General features: G+C 70.8%; 13 protein-coding genes and 2 riboswitches. Of the genes, 7 read left to right on the forward strand and 6 right to left on the reverse strand.

The genetic code is table 11. From position 1 onward, the window contains the following. Window positions 1–61: 61 nt before the first annotated feature. Together KHU32_RS07565 and KHU32_RS07570 are read left to right on the forward strand one after the other, a co-directional pair. On the forward strand, window positions 62–1522 hold the full coding sequence (locus KHU32_RS07565; RefSeq protein ID WP_249680593.1) for an amidase: 1461 nt from the start codon (window positions 62–64) through the stop codon (window positions 1520–1522). A gap of 61 nt (window positions 1523–1583) precedes the next feature. After that, window positions 1584–1682, forward strand: a riboswitch (glycine riboswitch). Between the two features lie 3 nt (window positions 1683–1685). Beyond that, window positions 1686–1777: riboswitch (glycine riboswitch) on the forward strand. Between the two features lie 67 nt (window positions 1778–1844). Then, entirely contained in the window at window positions 1845–3080 is a 1236-nt protein-coding gene (locus KHU32_RS07570; RefSeq protein WP_347265516.1) for a D-amino acid dehydrogenase, read from the forward strand. A gap of 48 nt (window positions 3081–3128) precedes the next feature. Here the strand turns inward: KHU32_RS07570 and KHU32_RS07575 are convergent, their stop codons facing one another. The 5 genes from KHU32_RS07575 to secB form a co-directional block, all read right to left on the reverse strand. Continuing rightward, the gene (locus tag KHU32_RS07575) at window positions 3129–5057 is read right to left on the reverse strand and encodes a polysaccharide biosynthesis protein (protein ID WP_213669393.1); all 1929 of its coding nucleotides are present in this window, start codon (window positions 5055–5057) and stop codon (window positions 3129–3131) included. Between the two features lie 7 nt (window positions 5058–5064). Then, the gene (locus KHU32_RS07580) at window positions 5065–6219 is read right to left on the reverse strand and encodes a glycosyltransferase (RefSeq protein WP_213669394.1); all 1155 of its coding nucleotides are present in this window, start codon (window positions 6217–6219) and stop codon (window positions 5065–5067) included. Beyond that, window positions 6216–7457, reverse strand: coding sequence for a glycosyltransferase family 4 protein (locus KHU32_RS07585; protein WP_213669395.1), 1242 nt, complete (start codon window positions 7455–7457; stop codon window positions 6216–6218). The genes KHU32_RS07580 and KHU32_RS07585 overlap by 4 nt, the downstream gene beginning before the upstream one ends. 11 nt (window positions 7458–7468) lie before the next feature. After that, complete coding sequence (locus tag KHU32_RS07590; protein WP_213669396.1) at window positions 7469–8653, reverse strand: DegT/DnrJ/EryC1/StrS family aminotransferase; 1185 nt, start codon at window positions 8651–8653, stop codon at window positions 7469–7471. Window positions 8654–8823: 170 nt separating this feature from the next. Further along, window positions 8824–9306: a protein-export chaperone SecB gene (gene secB / locus KHU32_RS07595; RefSeq protein WP_213669397.1), complete on the reverse strand. Its 483-nt coding sequence runs from the start codon at window positions 9304–9306 to the stop codon at window positions 8824–8826. Between the two features lie 149 nt (window positions 9307–9455). Between secB and KHU32_RS07600 the strand changes: the two genes are divergently transcribed. Next, window positions 9456–10052, forward strand: coding sequence for a DUF2889 domain-containing protein (locus KHU32_RS07600; protein ID WP_213669398.1), 597 nt, complete (start codon window positions 9456–9458; stop codon window positions 10050–10052). Window positions 10053–10316: 264 nt separating this feature from the next. Beyond that, entirely contained in the window at window positions 10317–10730 is a 414-nt protein-coding gene (locus tag KHU32_RS07605; RefSeq protein ID WP_249680594.1) for a GreA/GreB family elongation factor, read from the forward strand. A 21-nt stretch (window positions 10731–10751) separates the two neighbouring features. On the opposite strand, the gene KHU32_RS07610 is transcribed toward KHU32_RS07605, so the two are convergent. After that, window positions 10752–11027, reverse strand: coding sequence for a BolA family protein (locus KHU32_RS07610; RefSeq protein ID WP_213669399.1), 276 nt, complete (start codon window positions 11025–11027; stop codon window positions 10752–10754). A 64-nt stretch (window positions 11028–11091) separates the two neighbouring features. Here KHU32_RS07610 and KHU32_RS07615 point away from each other — a divergent pair, with 64 nt between their 5' ends. The 3 genes from KHU32_RS07615 to cobT all read left to right on the forward strand — a co-directional run bounded on the left by KHU32_RS07615 (window position 11092) and on the right by cobT (window position 14737). Beyond that, window positions 11092–11682, forward strand: a complete 591-nt coding sequence (locus tag KHU32_RS07615; RefSeq protein ID WP_213669400.1) for a J domain-containing protein — start codon at window positions 11092–11094, stop codon at window positions 11680–11682. A gap of 88 nt (window positions 11683–11770) precedes the next feature. Then, window positions 11771–12775 carry a cobaltochelatase subunit CobS gene (gene cobS / locus KHU32_RS07620; protein WP_213669401.1) on the forward strand — a complete coding sequence of 335 codons (1005 nt, stop codon included), beginning with the start codon at window positions 11771–11773 and terminating at the stop codon, window positions 12773–12775. A gap of 93 nt (window positions 12776–12868) precedes the next feature. Further along, window positions 12869–14737, forward strand: coding sequence for a cobaltochelatase subunit CobT (gene cobT / locus KHU32_RS07625; RefSeq protein WP_213669402.1), 1869 nt, complete (start codon window positions 12869–12871; stop codon window positions 14735–14737). Window positions 14738–14781 lie beyond the last annotated feature (44 nt).

Genomic DNA, 14781 nt, shown 5'->3' on the forward strand with positions numbered 1-14781 from the left:
TGACCCCCGGGCCTAGGCTTCGCCCAGGGACGGACAGAGGGGCTCGGAAATGAACCTGGCGATGAGTTGGGACGAATGGGCGCGGCATGATGCCACCGCCCTCGCGGAACGTGTCCGCAAGGGGGAGGTCACCCCGGCCGAACTGGCCGCCCAGGCCGCGGCCGGCGCCGCGAAGGTCGACCCGGCGTTGAGCGCGGTGGTCGAGGTCTTCCAGGACGTCGTCGCCGATCCGCTGAAGGATGGGATGGACCCCGCGGGCGTCTTCGCCGGCGTTCCCTATTTCATGAAGGACCTGGGCCCCACGCTGAAGGGGCGCCTGCAGGAGATGGGCTCCAAGCTCATGCGCGGGAACCGCGCGACGGCGGACAGCTTTCTGGCCGGGCGTATCCGCAAGGCCGGGCTCAACATCATCGGCCGCAGCACGACGCCGGAATTCGGCACCTGCTCGTCGGCCGACAATCCCGAGGTCTATGTCACGCGCAACCCGTGGAACACGGGCTACACCACGGGTGGCTCCTCGGCCGGATCGGGCGCGCTGGTGGCCGCGGGCGTGACGCCGATCTCGCATGCCACCGATGGCGGCGGCTCCATCCGCATCCCCGCCGGCTGGAACGGCAATATCGGGCTGAAGCCCTCGCGCGGCGTCTTCTCCGTCGCGCCCTACGGGTCGGACCTCACCGGCGTGGTCTCCATCCAGGGCTGCCACACGCGCACGGTGCGCGACACGGCCGCCTTCGTGGATGCCTGCCGCGGCGGCGCGCCGGGCGAATTCATGCCCTATTGGACGACGCCTGAGCCCTACACCCAGCTGATCAAGCGCGATCCGGGGAAGCTGCGCATCGCGCTCTCCCACGAATGGGGCGACTACCGCGCCGCGCCGGAGCTCGTCGCCGAGCTGGAGAAGGCGGGGCGGCTGCTGGAGCGCCTCGGCCATCACGTCGAATGGGCGGTGCCGCGGGTCGATTTCCGTGCGGCCTTCGCGGCGCAGACCGCCTGCTACATCACCAATTTCGCGCAGACCATCGCCGCGCTGATGCGCCAGAAGGGGTTGGAGAAGCCGCCGGCCGAGCTGGTGGAGCGCATGAACCGGCGCATCTGGGAGTTCGGGATCGGCGCCTCCTATTCCGAGCGCACGGCGATGCAGCTGGGCTTCAACACCGCCTCGCGCGAGTTCGGCGCCTTCTTCGAGGAATGGGACGTCATCCTGACGCCCATCACCGCGAAGCCCACGCCCACCGTCGGCACGACGGAATACCTGACCATCGCCGACAACCCTTCCGTGCTGGACTGGTTCGCCAACCTCTGGGGCATCTTCGCCTATACGCCGCTGTGCAACCTGGCCGGCATCCCGGGCCTCTCGATGCCGATGGGCGAGCAGGCGCATGGGTTGCCCTTCGGCATCCAGGCGATCGGCGCGCAGGGGCAGGACGGGCTGCTGCTGCAGCTGGCCGCGCAGATCGAGCGCGCGCTGGACGGCAAGTGGAACCACGGGCGGCGGCCAGGGGTGCACGTGGCGGCCTGAGCCAGCTCTTTTTTCGCCGGTTGTGCGGCCGGCGAATCGATGCTCTGCTCGGTCCGTCCGCTAATGGTTTGTGGGAGAGTGTGCGGGGCCGGACGGGCCGCGCACCGCCGACGGAGCAACCCCCAGGAAACTCTCAGGCTTCAGGGACCACAAACTCAGGACGATCTGGAGAGAGGCACCGCGTGGTGCCCACCGAAGGGGACGCCCGGCCTTCTCCGCGAAGGCAGGGCTACGCTCTCAGGTACCGGGACAGATGGGGGCAGGACGGATTGGCGCACTCGCGTGCGGGCCGTGCTGTCTCACCCCAGCCTGGAGCTCGCCTGTGAGCAAGATCGCCATCATCGGGTCCGGTATCACCGGCACGACCACCGCCTATGCCCTGCTGGAGCGGGGCCATTCCGTCACGGTCCTCGACCGGCATCGCTACGCCGCGATGGAGACCAGCTTCGCCAATGGCGGCCAGCTCTCGGCGAGCAATGCGGAGGTGTGGAACAGCCTCGGCACCATCCGGAAGGGGCTGAGCTGGATGACGCGCCGCGATGCGCCGCTGCTCCTGAATCCCAGCCCGAGCCTGCACAAATACTCCTGGCTCGGCGAGTTCGCGGCGCAGATCCCGCATTATCGCGACAACACCGTCGCCACGACGCGCCTGGCCATCGCCTCCCGCGAGCACATGTTCGAGATCGTGCGCAAGGAGGGCATCGAGTTCGACCTCGAGCGCCGCGGCATCCTTCACATCTACCGCGACCGGGAAAGCTTCGAGGCCGCCGCGCGGGTGAACGAGCTGCTGCGCGAAGGCGGGCTCGACCGGCGGGCCGTGACGCCGCAGGAGATGCGGGAGATCGAGCCCGCGCTGCAGGGCGAATATTTCGGCGGCTTCTACACGCCTTCCGATTCCACGGGCGACATCCATCGCTTCACGCGCGGCCTGGCCGAAGCCTGCGCCCGGCGCGGCGCGCGCTTCCTCTTCGAGGCGGAAGTCGACGCCATCGACCATGGGAGCGACGGCATCTCGGTGGCCTACCGGACGGCGGGGCTTCACGACGAGAAGCTGCAGGTCGATGCGGTGGTGATCTGCGCGGGCGTGGCCAGCCGCCGCTTCGCCTCCCTGCTCGGCGACCGCATCAACATCTATCCGGTCAAGGGATACTCCATCACCGTTCACCTCGACGACGAGGCGAGCAGGGCGGCGGCACCCCAGGTGAGTCTGCTGGACGATGCGACCAAGATCGTCACCAGCCGCCTGGGCGCCGACCGGTTCCGCGTGGCCGGCACCGCGGAGTTCAACGGCGAGAACCGCGACATCCGCGCCGATCGGATCAGGCCGCTCACCCGATGGGTGGAGCAGCTCTTCCCGGAGGTCAGCACGGCGCGCGTCGTGTCCTGGGCGGGCCTGCGGCCCATGACGCCCAACCTCATGCCCAAGGTGGAAGCGGGCCGGCGCCCCGGCGTGTTCTACAATACGGGGCATGGCCATCTGGGCTGGACGCTATCCGCCGCGACGGCGCAGATCGTCGCGGACAAGGTCGATCGTCAGATGAAGGTGAACCACCACTGACGGGAGCTTCCCGTGCAGGGCGTGGGCCTGGTGGCGGAACTGCCGCCGTCAGGCCCCGCTCTTTTGCGCGACGGTGGCCGCGTCCTGGTGGTCGAATTCCGGCACGAGGCGGGAAAGCTGCGCCAGGGCCAGCCGGCCATGCCCGCCGCGGGCCGCACCGGCGATCTCGTCCAGCGCCCGCGCCACCAGCGCGGCGTCGGCCGTGCGGGGCGTCGCGACCAGCAGGCCGGGGAACTGCGTCGGGCGCGGGGGCTCCTGCCCGTGGAACATCTCCTCGAACAGCTTCTCGCCGGGGCGAAGGCCCGTGAAGCGGATCTCCACATCCTCGTCCGGCCGCAGGCCCGCCAGGCGGATCATGCGGCGCGCCAGATCCACGATCTTCACCGGGCTGCCCATGTCGAGCACGAAGATGCCGCCCTCGCGCAGCTCGGGCGGCGCGTCGGCACGGTCCACGGCGCCGACCACGGCGGCCTGCAGCACCAGCCCCACCGCCTCGCGCACCGTCATGAAGTAGCGGCGCATGTCGGGATGGGTGACGGTCAGCGGCCCGCCGCGCTCCAGCTGCCGGCGGAACAGCGGCACCACGGAGCCGGTCGAGCCCAGCACATTGCCGAAACGCACGGTGATGCAGCGCATGCCCTGGCCGGAGGAGCGCGCCTCGCGGTCCAGCGCCTGGCAGTACATCTCCGCCATGCGCTTGGAGGCGCCCATGACGCTGGTCGGATTCACCGCCTTGTCGGTCGAGATGAAGACCATCAGCCCGCAGCCGGCGGCGCGCGCCGTGTCGGCCACGATGCGGGTGCCGTGCGCATTGGTGAGCAGGCCCTCCAGCGGGTCGTTCTCCACCATCGGTACGTGCTTCAGCGCGGCGGCGTGGAAGACGAGCTCCGGCCGGAACTCCTCCATCAGGCGGCGCATGCGTGCCTCGTCGCGCACATCGGCCAGGACGGCGCGGCGCTGGACGGCCGGGTGTCGCTCCGACAGCTCGAGGTCGATCTCGTAGAGCACGTATTCGCCGTGATCGAGCAGCGTCAGCACCGAGGGGCCGAGTGCGGCCACCTGCCGCGCCAGCTCGCCGCCGATGGTGCCGCCGGCGCCGGTCACCAGCACGCGGCGGCCCTGCACCAGCCGCGCCATGCCCTCGCGGTCGAGCGGCACCTGCGGGCGGTCCAGCAGCTCCTCGATGGAGACGGGGCGGAGGTCGATCTTGGCCGTGTCCTGCGGCCGGCCGGCCTGGCCGAGCACGGTCGGCTGGGGCGCGCGCCGGATGGGCACGCCGTGATGGTCGCCGGCATCCAGCAGCGCCTCCAGCACGGGGCCGTTGAGATCGGCCGAGGCCAGCACCAGCAGCGCGGGCAGGCGGCCCTCGTTGCGCAGGGTCTCCAGCACGGCATCCGCCTCCTCGATCGTGCCGAGGATGGGATGGCCCTGGATGCGCCGGGCCACCTGGCGCGAGCGGCGGGACAGGATGCCCTGCACGCGATAGGCGGGCTTCCGCTCCTGCTCAAGCGCGCGGATGAAGAGGTCGGCCTGGTCGACGCCGCCCACCACGAGGACCGGCTGGGCGCCCGTCTCCTCCGCGATGCGGCGGATGGTGCGCAGGCGGCCGTTCAGCCGCGGGATGCCGAGCAGGCCCGTCAGCGCCATGGCATGCAGGATGGGAAAGGCGAGGTTGGGCGAATGCCAGCTGTCCAGCGCCCAGAGCACCGCCGTGAAGACCACCGCCGCGCCGATCGACGCGCCGAGGACGGCCATCAGGTCGCGCACGCCGGTATAGCGCCAGTATTGCTGCGGCAGGCCCAGCGCCCAGGCCGGGCCCAGCATGGACAGGGCGGAGAGGGGGATGGCGAGGCTCCACCAGGCGCCATGCGGCCAGTTCCCTGGCCCAGCCAGGAGAAGGGCCACCGGAAGCGCGATGACGGCGAGCGCCGCGTCGAGCGAGAGGTTCAGCAGGATTCGGGACGGGGCCTTGGCCATCCTCCGCTTATAAACGCTCTGCCGCCGCGCTGAAATGCCGGGTGGGAGACGGTGCCCTTTCCCCGGGGCGCAGCAGGTCGCGGTACAGCCCGACCAGCCGCGCCGCCTCGGCCTCCCAGCCCCATTCCGCCCGCGCCGCCCGCCAGCCGGCCTCCCCGAGACGCGCCCGCGTTGCCCGGTCGGCGAGGGTGGCGATGGCGGCCGCGATGGAGGCGGGCTCCGTCACCTCCACCAACAGGCCGCAGCCGGCGGTTTGCACGATCCGCGCCACCCCGGTCGCGAAGGCGGGCGCGATGGCGGAAAGACCGATCGCCATCCCGTCGAAGAGCTTGTGGGGGAGGGCGAGGCGATGATTCTCCTCGCCGGGCTGGAAAAGGACGAGGTTCACGTCGGCCTCTGCCGCCGCGCGGGCAAGCGCCGCCTCGGCGGGCATCCAGCCGGCGATCTCGAGGCGGGCGGTCAGCCCCGCCCGCTCCGCCGCGGCGCGGAAGGCCGGCTCGCTGCCATCCGTGAAGCGGCCGATGATCAGCAGTCGCGTCTGCGGCGGCGCCAGGGTCAGGGCCGCCAGCAGCTGCGGCCAGCCCCGCTTCACGCCGATCGCGCCGAGATGCAGCAGGGTGAGGGGCCCTTCCCGATGCTCGCGGCGGGGAAGACCGGGCGGGACCAGGGCGTGGTTGCGCACGGCGATGCGCGGCCGGCGCGGGGAAAAATCCTCCGCCAGCCCTTCCTTGGCCAGGACCACCGCATCGGCCGCCCGGCCCATGAGGCGGAGGGCGAGGCGCAGGGCGCCGCGGGCCAGGCCGCGCAGCGGCCGTGCCAGCCGGGCGTCGAGGCGCGAGGGATAGTGCTCATGGACGTCCAGCACCACGCGGGCGCCGCAACGCCAGCCGGCCAGCAGCGCGACGGCCCAGGAATCCGGCTCGGAGGCATGGATGGCCGCCGGCCGCAGGGCCACGGCGCGGCGGTAGAGGGCGGGAAGCCGCCCAAGACGCACGGCGCCGGACACCGTCTCGATGGCCACGCCCGCGACCGGCGGAAGGAGGCCGCCGGGGCCGGGGCAGAGATGCGTGACCGGCCAGCCCGCCGCCGCCAGCGACGCGCCCTCCTTCCGGACGACGCGCATGTCGTCGGGCGGATGGGCGGCCGAGAGCATCAGGATCATGCGATCGCCGGGCGGCGGGCCGGCGCGCTTTCGGCAAGGGCGCGCTCGGCCGCAGCCACGAAGCGGGCGGCCAGGAGGCGGCGGTCGAAGCGGCAGGTGGCGAGCTCCCGTGCGGCCCGGCCCATCGCCTCGCGACGGGCGGGATGGGCTGCGAGGCGGGTGAGGGCGGCGGCCATGCCGGCGGCGTCCGTCCAGGTCTCGCCGGCGCCCCCGGCCAGCAGGCGCTCCGCCTCGCCCGGGACGTTCGACAGGACGGGCAGCCCGGCGGCGAGGTAGTCCATCAGCTTGTTCGGCGCCGTCCATTCGGCGAATTCCGGCACCGGGGCGAGGCAGAGCAGCCCCGCTTGGCTGCCGGCGAGAAGCCGGGCCAGCGCGTGCTTGGGCATGGGCGGCAGGAAGGAGAGATTGGTCAGGCCCCGCGCCGCGGCCTCGGCCATCAGCGCCGGTTTCTCCGCGCCCTCGCCAATGAGAAGGAGCCGGACCCGACGCTCCCCCGCCTGTCGCAGGCGGACCGCCACGTCGAGAAGGAAGTCCAGGCCGTTGGCGCGGCCATGGGCACCGGCATAGACGGCCAGCATCTCCTGGCCGCCCGCCTCCTCCGGCCGCCAGGGCGCGACCTGCGGGCCCATCAGGTCGAGGTCGCAGCCCTGGCCGATGACGTGCAGGCGGCCGGGCGGCGTGCCGCGGGAGAGGGCGGTGGCGCCCATCCCCTCGGTCAGGGCCACCACGGCCGCCGCGTTCCGGCAGGCCGCGCGGGCCAGGCGTTCCATTGCGGGCAGCAGCCCCGGCGCACGCAGCCCCAGCGCCGCCGGCAGTTCGGGCCAGGGATCGCGGATCTCGAAGACGAAGGGCGTGCCGCGCAGGCGCCGGGCGGCCAGGGCGGGAAGGGCGACCGTCAGCGGCGTGGAACTCGCGATCACGAGATCCCATTCGGCGCGTGCCGCCAGCCAGCCGGCACGCGCGGCAAAGCGCAGGAAGGCGCCGCTCCGTGCGGCGAGGCGCATCGCATTGCCGCAGGGGATCGCGAACTCCACCAGCTCGAAACCCGCGACGTGGCCGCGGCGCTGGCCTCGCCGCCAGGGGCCAGTCAGGCCGGTGACGGCGCCGGCGAATTGCCCGCAGGCCATCGTCACCTCATGGCCGCGCTGGGCGAGGGCCCGCGCCATGGTGTGGCTGCGGGTGGCGGTCGCCCCCTCCGGGGTGGAGAAATGCTGGTGGAGATAGAGGATGCGCGCCATCTGCCCCTCCGCTAGCCTCGGTGCAGGGCGCGGATGGTCGCGATGACGCGGTCCTGCTGTTCCACCGTCATCGCGCTGCCGGAGGGCAGGCAGAGTCCCTGCTCGAACAGCGCGGCGGCGACCGCGCCTCCCACGGCGGGGGCCTGGCGGAAGACGGGCTGCAGATGCAGCGGCTTCCACACCGGCCGGCTCTCGATGCCCTGCTCGAGCAGGGCGAGGCGGAGGGCCTCGCGATCCGCGCCGAAGCGCCGCGGATCGACCAGCATCGCCGTGAGCCAGCGTGTCGATCGCGCCCAGCCGGGCTCCGGCATGAAGGAGAGGCCGGGAAGCGCACCGAGCGCCCCGGCATAGCGCGCGAAGATCGCGCGCCGGGCCGAGACGCGCTCCTCCAGGCAGGGAAGCTGCGCCAGGCCGAAGCCGGCGAGGAGGGCGCTCAGCCCGCAGCTGAAGCCCGTCGTCTCGTGCTGGTAGTGCGGGGCGGGTTCCTTCGCCTGGGTGGCGAGGTGCCGAGCCCGGGCGATCGCCGCGCCGTCAGGCGCCAGCAGGGCCCCGCCGCCGGTCGAGGTGACGATCTTGTTGCCGTTGAAGCTGACCGCGACGAGATCGGCGCCATGGCCAGCCGGCCACCCGTGCTGGAGCGCGCCCATCCCGCAGGCGCTGTCCGAGAGCACGCGCACGCCCCAGCGGGCGCAGGCCTCGGCGATGGCGGCGATGTCCGCCGGCTGGCCGTAGAGGTCGGCCGGCACCACCGCCCGCGGCAGTCGGCCGCGCCGGGCCGCCGCCGCCAGCTCCTCGGCCAGCAGGGCTGGATCGAGCGTCCAGCTCGTCGGGTCGACGTCGAGGAAGCGGGGCGTCGCGCCCATCTGCACGGCCGGGCCGATGGTCGCGAGGAAGGTGAGGCTGCTGGTCCAGACCTCGTCGCCCGGCTCCACGCCGAGCAGGCGGTAGCTGAGGCCCAGCGCCGCGGTGCCGGAGCTGACGGCCAGTGCGTGCGGCTGCCGCATCGCCTCGGCGACGGCGGCCTCGAAGCGCAGGGGCGTCGGCCCTGCCGGCGCCAGCCAGCCGGAAGCCAGGACGTCCTGCAGTGCCTCGAGCTCGGCGCCTGTCAGATGGGGAGGGGAAAGATGGAGAGGCGGCAGGGCCGCTTCCGGCCGGGAAAACGGCAGGATCGACGCGGAGGGCGACGGTGGCGCCATGCTGGCCTCTCGGAGACGGCGGAGAGGCCAGGAGATCAGTCGTCGGTCAATACTTGCAAGTCATGCGTGCATACATTCAAAAATAGTTAGGCGCGCTTGCGGATTATATGCCTGCACAAGATATCGTCTCGTGAGATTTAAAGAGCCCGCAAGCGCTTGAATGTCGATGTTCAGGCCGTGCCGGAAGTCTGGCCGCGGCGATTCTGCCACAGCTGAACGAAATCGATGGGGTTCAGCATGACGGGCGGGAAGCCACCGCCGGAGGTGACGTCCGCGAGGATGTTGCGGGCGAAGGGGAAAAGAAGCCGCGGGCATTCGACCAGAAGAACCGGCTCCAGATGCTCCTGCGGGACATTGATCGTGAAGATGCCGCAATAGGTCAGCTCGGCGATGAAGCACTGCGTGCCGTCGGCGGCCTTCGCGTCGGCGCGGATGATCAGCGCGATCTCGAAGACGTTCTGGCCTTCCTGGATCGGGCGGGCCTGGACGTCGAGCGCCAGGTCGACGCGCGGCTGCTCGCGCAGGGTCGCGAAGATCTCGGGGGCGCCGGGGACCTCGAAGGACAGGTCCTTGGTGAACTGGATGTTGAGCGTCAGCGGCAGCGGGGGCTCGCCCTCGGGCGGGTTCGGAAGCTGGATCGGCTGGTCGGACATGTCGGCCTCGGCGAGATTTTGGGTCAGGCGCGGCTACCACGCGGGCGCCCCGGCCGCCAGGGGAAGTCATCAATTCCCCGGGATGCGTTTCGATACCGTCATGGGGCGGGGGTTTGCGCAGTGCGGCATAAGCACTATCTTATGTTGCGATGCCGCTGTCTCCTCCCTCGCCCCGGAAGCTTTCGCACCTGCGGGATATCGCCCTGCGTGGCTTCATCCGCGAGGACGGCCTGGTTGATATCGAGGCGCATCTTACCGACACCAAGACCTACGGCTTCCCGTCCGAGCATCGCGGCGACGTGGGCCCAGGCGACCCGGTGCACGGCATGTGGGTGCGGATGACGATCGATACGGACATGAAGATCATGTCCTGCGAGGCCGTGTCCGACTTCACGCCCTTCGCCGTCTGCCCCGGGGCCACGCCGAACTTCGCCAATCTGGCGGGCCTTACCATCGGCGCCGGCTTCAACCGTGCGGTGAACGAGCGGGTGGGCGGCGTGCAGGGCTGCACCCATCTGCGCGAGGTGATCGCCCAGATGGCAACCGTGGCCTTCCAGACCGTCTGGCCCCTGCGCCGGAACCGGCAGGAGGAGCAGTCCCGCGCCGAGGCAGCGGGCGCGCCGCGCAAGCGGCCGCATCTGCTGGGCACCTGCCACGCCTACGCGCCGAACAGCCCCGTGGTTAGGAAGAAGTGGCCCGAGTGGAGCGACCTGGCCGAGAAGGCCACCGAGGAAGCCGCGGGCTGATTTCGCGGGGCCCTTCGCTCCAAGCTTGATTTCCGGTCTCCGTGAGGACATGTCTGTCCCATGCGCTCCCGCTTCACCCTTTGCCGTCAACGCGGCCTTTCCCGTGCGGGGCGCCTCATCGCAGGCTCCTAGGCCCGGGTCGGCAGCGGCGTGTCGTGCGCCTGCGCCCTGCCCGGGATTGATTTTCTGCGATCGCTGAGAGGGCGCCTCCTGCGCCCGGCCCCGTGCGCCATGTCGCCGAGGGCCTCCTCCAGGACATTCCCGATGAACCAATCCGCCCAGCTCCGCCGCCCGCCCCTGCTCATGTCTGTCGAGGGGCAGATCCAGATCGTCGCGCTCGCCGATGCCGCCGCCCGCCGCAACCCCCTCGTGTCGAGCCTGCTCCACGAGGAAGCGGACCGCACGGATCTGGTCCCTGCCGCCGACCTTCCCGCGACCACGGTCGCGCTCGGCTCGCTCGTGGAATTCCATGATGCGGGCGCCGACGAGACGCGCACCGTTCGCCTCGTCCTGCCGGGCGAGGCCGATATTGCCTCCGGCCGCGTCTCCGTCCTGTCGTTGGTGGGCGCGGGGCTGATCGGCCTGTCCGAGGGGCAGTCGATCGACTGGCCGACACAGGACGGGCGCCTGCGCCGGCTCACCGTGCGGCGCGTCCAGCCCCCCGAGGAGGCGGTCTGATCGCTGACGCGATGAGGCCGGTCAGCCGGCCTCGGAAGGCGCGCGCAGCGTGAGGGCCAGGGCGTGCAGTCCGCTGGTGAATTCGCCGCCCAGTGCCTCATGCACCGCGCGCGACCGTGCCACGCGATTCATGCCGGTGAAGGCGTCGCTGACCAGCAGCACGCTGTAATGCGTCTCCCCGCCCGGCTGCGCGCCGGCATGGCCCGCATGCTTCGCGCTGTCATCCACCACTTCGATCCGCGCCGGCGCGAAGCGCGCCGTGAGCGCGGACCTGATTCGATCGGCCCGATTGTTCATGACAGCAGATGTCGCCCGGGCGGCCCACGTTGCCAACCCTGTGCCGCCCACCCATAAAGCGCCGATGGCCCGCCGCGCGAGCTTTCAGCCCCAGACCGACCCGAAGGCGCCGCCGCGCGCCTGCGCCGCGCCCGATTGCGGGAAGCACGGCGAATTCCGCGCGCCCAAGGATCGCGAGCTGCGCGAGTACCTCTGGTTCTGCCTGGAGCACGTCCGCGAATACAATTCGCGCTGGGATTTCTATCGCGGCATGGGCGAGGCCGATATCGAGACGGCCCTGCGCTCCGACACCGGCTGGCAGCGCCCGACCTGGCCGCTCGGCCGCCTCGGCGGCGGCACGCGCATCGATCCCGACCTGGTGGCCGACCCCTTGGGAATCCTGCGCGACGAGGTGCTGAACCAGAAGCGGCGCAACCCGCCGCGCCACGAGGCCCCGCCGGAGCTTCGCGCGGCTTTGGGCCTGCTGGAGCTGAGCTGGCCGCTCGACGCCGTGACGCTGAAAAGCCGGTACAAGGACCTCGCGAAGCGCTATCATCCGGACACCAACGGCGGGGATCGCAGTGCGGAGGAGAAGCTGAAGGACATCAACCGCGCCTATTCGCTGCTGCGCCAGCGGGTCGGTCGGGAAGTGTCGCAGCCCGTCCACGCAAGTTAGGTCAAACACCTTGGCGGAGCCGGGTAGCCGGCCGGCCCGGGCTGCCCTAACATCCTCCAACATCCAAATGCAACGAAGCGGAAGCGTGATGACGAAGCTGGCCCAACTTGGCGATGTGAGCCCGACCTCGGCGATCAATGTGCCCGATATCACCGTCAATGCCCGCGAGGTCTTCGGCGTGGACATCGACATGCAGGTCCCGGCCTTCTCGGTCCGGACCGAGCACGTGCCCGAGGTCGACCCCTCCTACCGCTTCGACAGGGAGACGACGCTCGCGATCCTCGCGGGCTTCGCCTTCAACCGTCGCTGCATGATCCAGGGCTACCACGGCACCGGTAAGTCCACGCATATCGAGCAGGTGGCGGCGCGCCTCAACTGGCCCTGCATCCGCGTGAACCTGGACAGCCACATCAGCCGTATCGACCTGATCGGCAAGGACGCCATCGTCCTGAAGGACGGCAAGCAGATCACGGAATTCCGTGAAGGCATCCTGCCCTGGGCCCTCCAGCATCCCTGCGCGCTCGTGTTCGACGAGTACGACGCCGGCCGCCCGGACGTGATGTTCGTGATCCAGCGCGTGCTCGAGGTCGAGGGCAAGCTGACGCTGCTCGATCAGAACCGCGTGATCCGCCCGAACCCCTACTTCCGCCTCTTCGCCACGGCGAACACGGTGGGCCTGGGCGACACGACCGGCCTCTATCACGGCACGCAGCAGATCAACCAGGGTCAGATGGACCGCTGGAACATCGTCGCGACGCTGAACTACCTGCCGCATGCGCAGGAGACGGAGATCGTGCTGGCGAAGCTCGGCGCGACCAACGATCCGAAGCTGAAGAAGCAGGTGGAGGCCATGGTGGCCCTCGCCGACCTGACGCGCGCGGGCTTCATCGCCGGCGACATCTCGACCGTCATGTCCCCGCGTACCGTCATCACCTGGGCGGACAACACCCGCATCTTCGGTGATGTCGGCTTCGCCTTCCGCCTGACCTTCCTGAACAAGTGCGACGAGGCCGAGCGCTCGACGGTGGCTGAGTACTACCAGCGCTGCTTTAACGCCGAGATCCAGACGGGCCTGTACAAGAAGGCGAGCTAGACGATCGGTTCGGGGCAGGGCGGCAGCGCCCTGCCTCATTCCGGTGCCTGACGTGGTGCGGCGCCTTCGCCGCCTCGATCGAACGAGCTGAACATGTCGAAGCAGGACCTCACGCGGCAGGAAGAGTTCAAGCGCGCGACTGCCGGCGCCGTCCGCGCCATTGCCCAGCAGACGGAGGTGCAGGTCGCCTTCCAGCCGGGCCCGGCCGGCGTCTCCGGCAAGCGCGCGCGCCTTCCGCTTCCCACCCGATCCCTCCCGCCCGCCGAGATGGCGAAGCTGCGCGGCGCCGCGGACGCGGTCGCGCTCAAGCTGCGCCATCATGACGAGGCGGCCCATGCCGCCCGCGCCCCCGCCCGCAAGGAGGCCCGCGAGGTCTTCGACGCGCTCGAGGATGTGCGCGTGCAGACCGTCGGCAGCCGGCACATGCCCGGCGTCGCCGCCAATCTGCACGCCCGCCTCGTCGAGGAATGTGAGGCCGAGGGTTACGACCGCATGACGCGGAAGGACCAGCTGCCGATGCACACGGCGCTGGCCCTGATGGCGCGCGAGCGCATCACCGGCCAACCGGTGCCGCCGGCGGCCGCCCGCGTGCTCGAGATGTGGCGCGAGACGCTGGACGAGAAGGCGGCCGACGCGATGTCGGAGCTCGCCCATACGCCCACCGAGGACCAGGACGCCTATGCGCGCGCGGCCCGCAAGCTGCTGACCGCGCTGGACCTGGCCGAGGCCGAGGTCGAGAGCGAGGCTGACCAGGACGAGGAAGGCGACGAGGGCGGCGACCAGTCCACCCAGCAGGATCAGTCCAGCCCCGGCGAGGCCCAGGCCCAGGAGCAGGAGTCCATGCAGGGCGCCGAGCCCGAGGCCATGGAGGGCGAGGCCGCCGACGAGGAGGCCGAGGAGAGTGAGGAAGAGGGTGCCGCTGCCGAGGGCGACGAGAAGCCCGGTGGACCGCAGGCCCGCAAGGAAGTCCCGCAGACCGACGACAGCTCGCGCTACAAGCCCTTCACGACGCAGTTCGACGAGGTGGTCGAGGCCGAGGATCTCTGCGATCCGGAGGAGCTGACCCGACTCCGCCAGCAGCTCGACCAGCAACTGCAGCATCTGCAGGGCGTGGTTTCCAAGCTCGCCAACCGGCTGCAGCGGCGCCTCATGGCGCAGCAGCAGCGCGCCTGGGAGTTCGATCTGGAGGAAGGCCTGCTCGACGTTGCGCGCCTCGCGCGCGTGGTGGCCAATCCGACGCTGTCGCTCTCCTACAAGCGCGAGCGCGATGCGGATTTCCGCGACACGGTCGTGACCCTGCTGATCGACAATTCGGGCTCGATGCGCGGCCGGCCGATCACGGTCGCCGCCATGTGCGCCGACATCCTGGCCCGCACGCTGGAGCGCTGCGCGGTGAAGACCGAGATCCTGGGCTTCACCACCCGCGCCTGGAAGGGTGGCCAGTCGCGCGAGAAGTGGGTGCAGGAGGGCAAGCCGCGCAATCCGGGCCGCCTGAACGACCTGCGCCACATCGTCTACAAGCCGGCCGATGCGCCCATGCGGCGTTCGCGCCGCGCCATCGGGCTGATGCTGCGCGAGGGTCTCCTGAAGGAGAACATCGACGGCGAAGCGCTGAACTGGGCCTATCGCCGCCTGCTCTCGCGCTCCGAGCATCGCCGCATCCTGATGGTCATCAGCGACGGCGCGCCGGTCGATGACAGCACGCTGTCGGTGAATCCGGGCAACTACCTGGAGCGCCACCTGCGCGAGGTCATCAAGGAGATCGAGGGCCGCAACATGGTGGAGCTCATCGCCATCGGCATCGGCCATGACGTGACGCGCTACTACCGCCGCGCGGTGACGATCGTGGATGCCGAGGAGCTGGGCGGCACCATGATGAAGAAGCTCGCCGAGCTCTTTGACGAGGACGCCGCCGAGGCCTGGCATCGCGCGGCGGCCGAACGGGCGCCGCTGGTGGCCTGAACCGGTCGCGCGAGGGGGCGGTGTCCCCTCGCGCCGCCGTTCCT

The organism is Roseococcus pinisoli (assembly GCF_018413645.1).
Classification (GTDB): Bacteria; Pseudomonadota; Alphaproteobacteria; order Acetobacterales; family Acetobacteraceae; genus Roseococcus; species Roseococcus pinisoli.

Excerpts from the sequence above, each read along its gene's own strand:
- KHU32_RS07565 (WP_249680593.1), top strand. The coding sequence starts at position 62 with ATGAGTTGGGACGAATGGGCGCGGCATGATGCCACCGCCCTCGCGGAA.
- KHU32_RS07575 (WP_213669393.1), bottom strand. The coding sequence starts at position 5,057 with ATGGCCAAGGCCCCGTCCCGAATCCTGCTGAACCTCTCGCTCGACGCG.
- KHU32_RS07580 (WP_213669394.1), bottom strand. The coding sequence starts at position 6,219 with ATGATCCTGATGCTCTCGGCCGCCCATCCGCCCGACGACATGCGCGTC.
- KHU32_RS07585 (WP_213669395.1), bottom strand. The coding sequence starts at position 7,457 with ATGGCGCGCATCCTCTATCTCCACCAGCATTTCTCCACCCCGGAGGGG.
- KHU32_RS07590 (WP_213669396.1), bottom strand. The coding sequence starts at position 8,653 with ATGGCGCCACCGTCGCCCTCCGCGTCGATCCTGCCGTTTTCCCGGCCG.
- secB (WP_213669397.1), bottom strand. The coding sequence starts at position 9,306 with ATGTCCGACCAGCCGATCCAGCTTCCGAACCCGCCCGAGGGCGAGCCC.
- KHU32_RS07600 (WP_213669398.1), top strand. The coding sequence starts at position 9,456 with ATGCCGCTGTCTCCTCCCTCGCCCCGGAAGCTTTCGCACCTGCGGGAT.
- KHU32_RS07605 (WP_249680594.1), top strand. The coding sequence starts at position 10,317 with ATGAACCAATCCGCCCAGCTCCGCCGCCCGCCCCTGCTCATGTCTGTC.
- KHU32_RS07610 (WP_213669399.1), bottom strand. The coding sequence starts at position 11,027 with ATGAACAATCGGGCCGATCGAATCAGGTCCGCGCTCACGGCGCGCTTC.
- KHU32_RS07615 (WP_213669400.1), top strand. The coding sequence starts at position 11,092 with ATGGCCCGCCGCGCGAGCTTTCAGCCCCAGACCGACCCGAAGGCGCCG.
- cobS (WP_213669401.1), top strand. The coding sequence starts at position 11,771 with ATGACGAAGCTGGCCCAACTTGGCGATGTGAGCCCGACCTCGGCGATC.
- cobT (WP_213669402.1), top strand. The coding sequence starts at position 12,869 with ATGTCGAAGCAGGACCTCACGCGGCAGGAAGAGTTCAAGCGCGCGACT.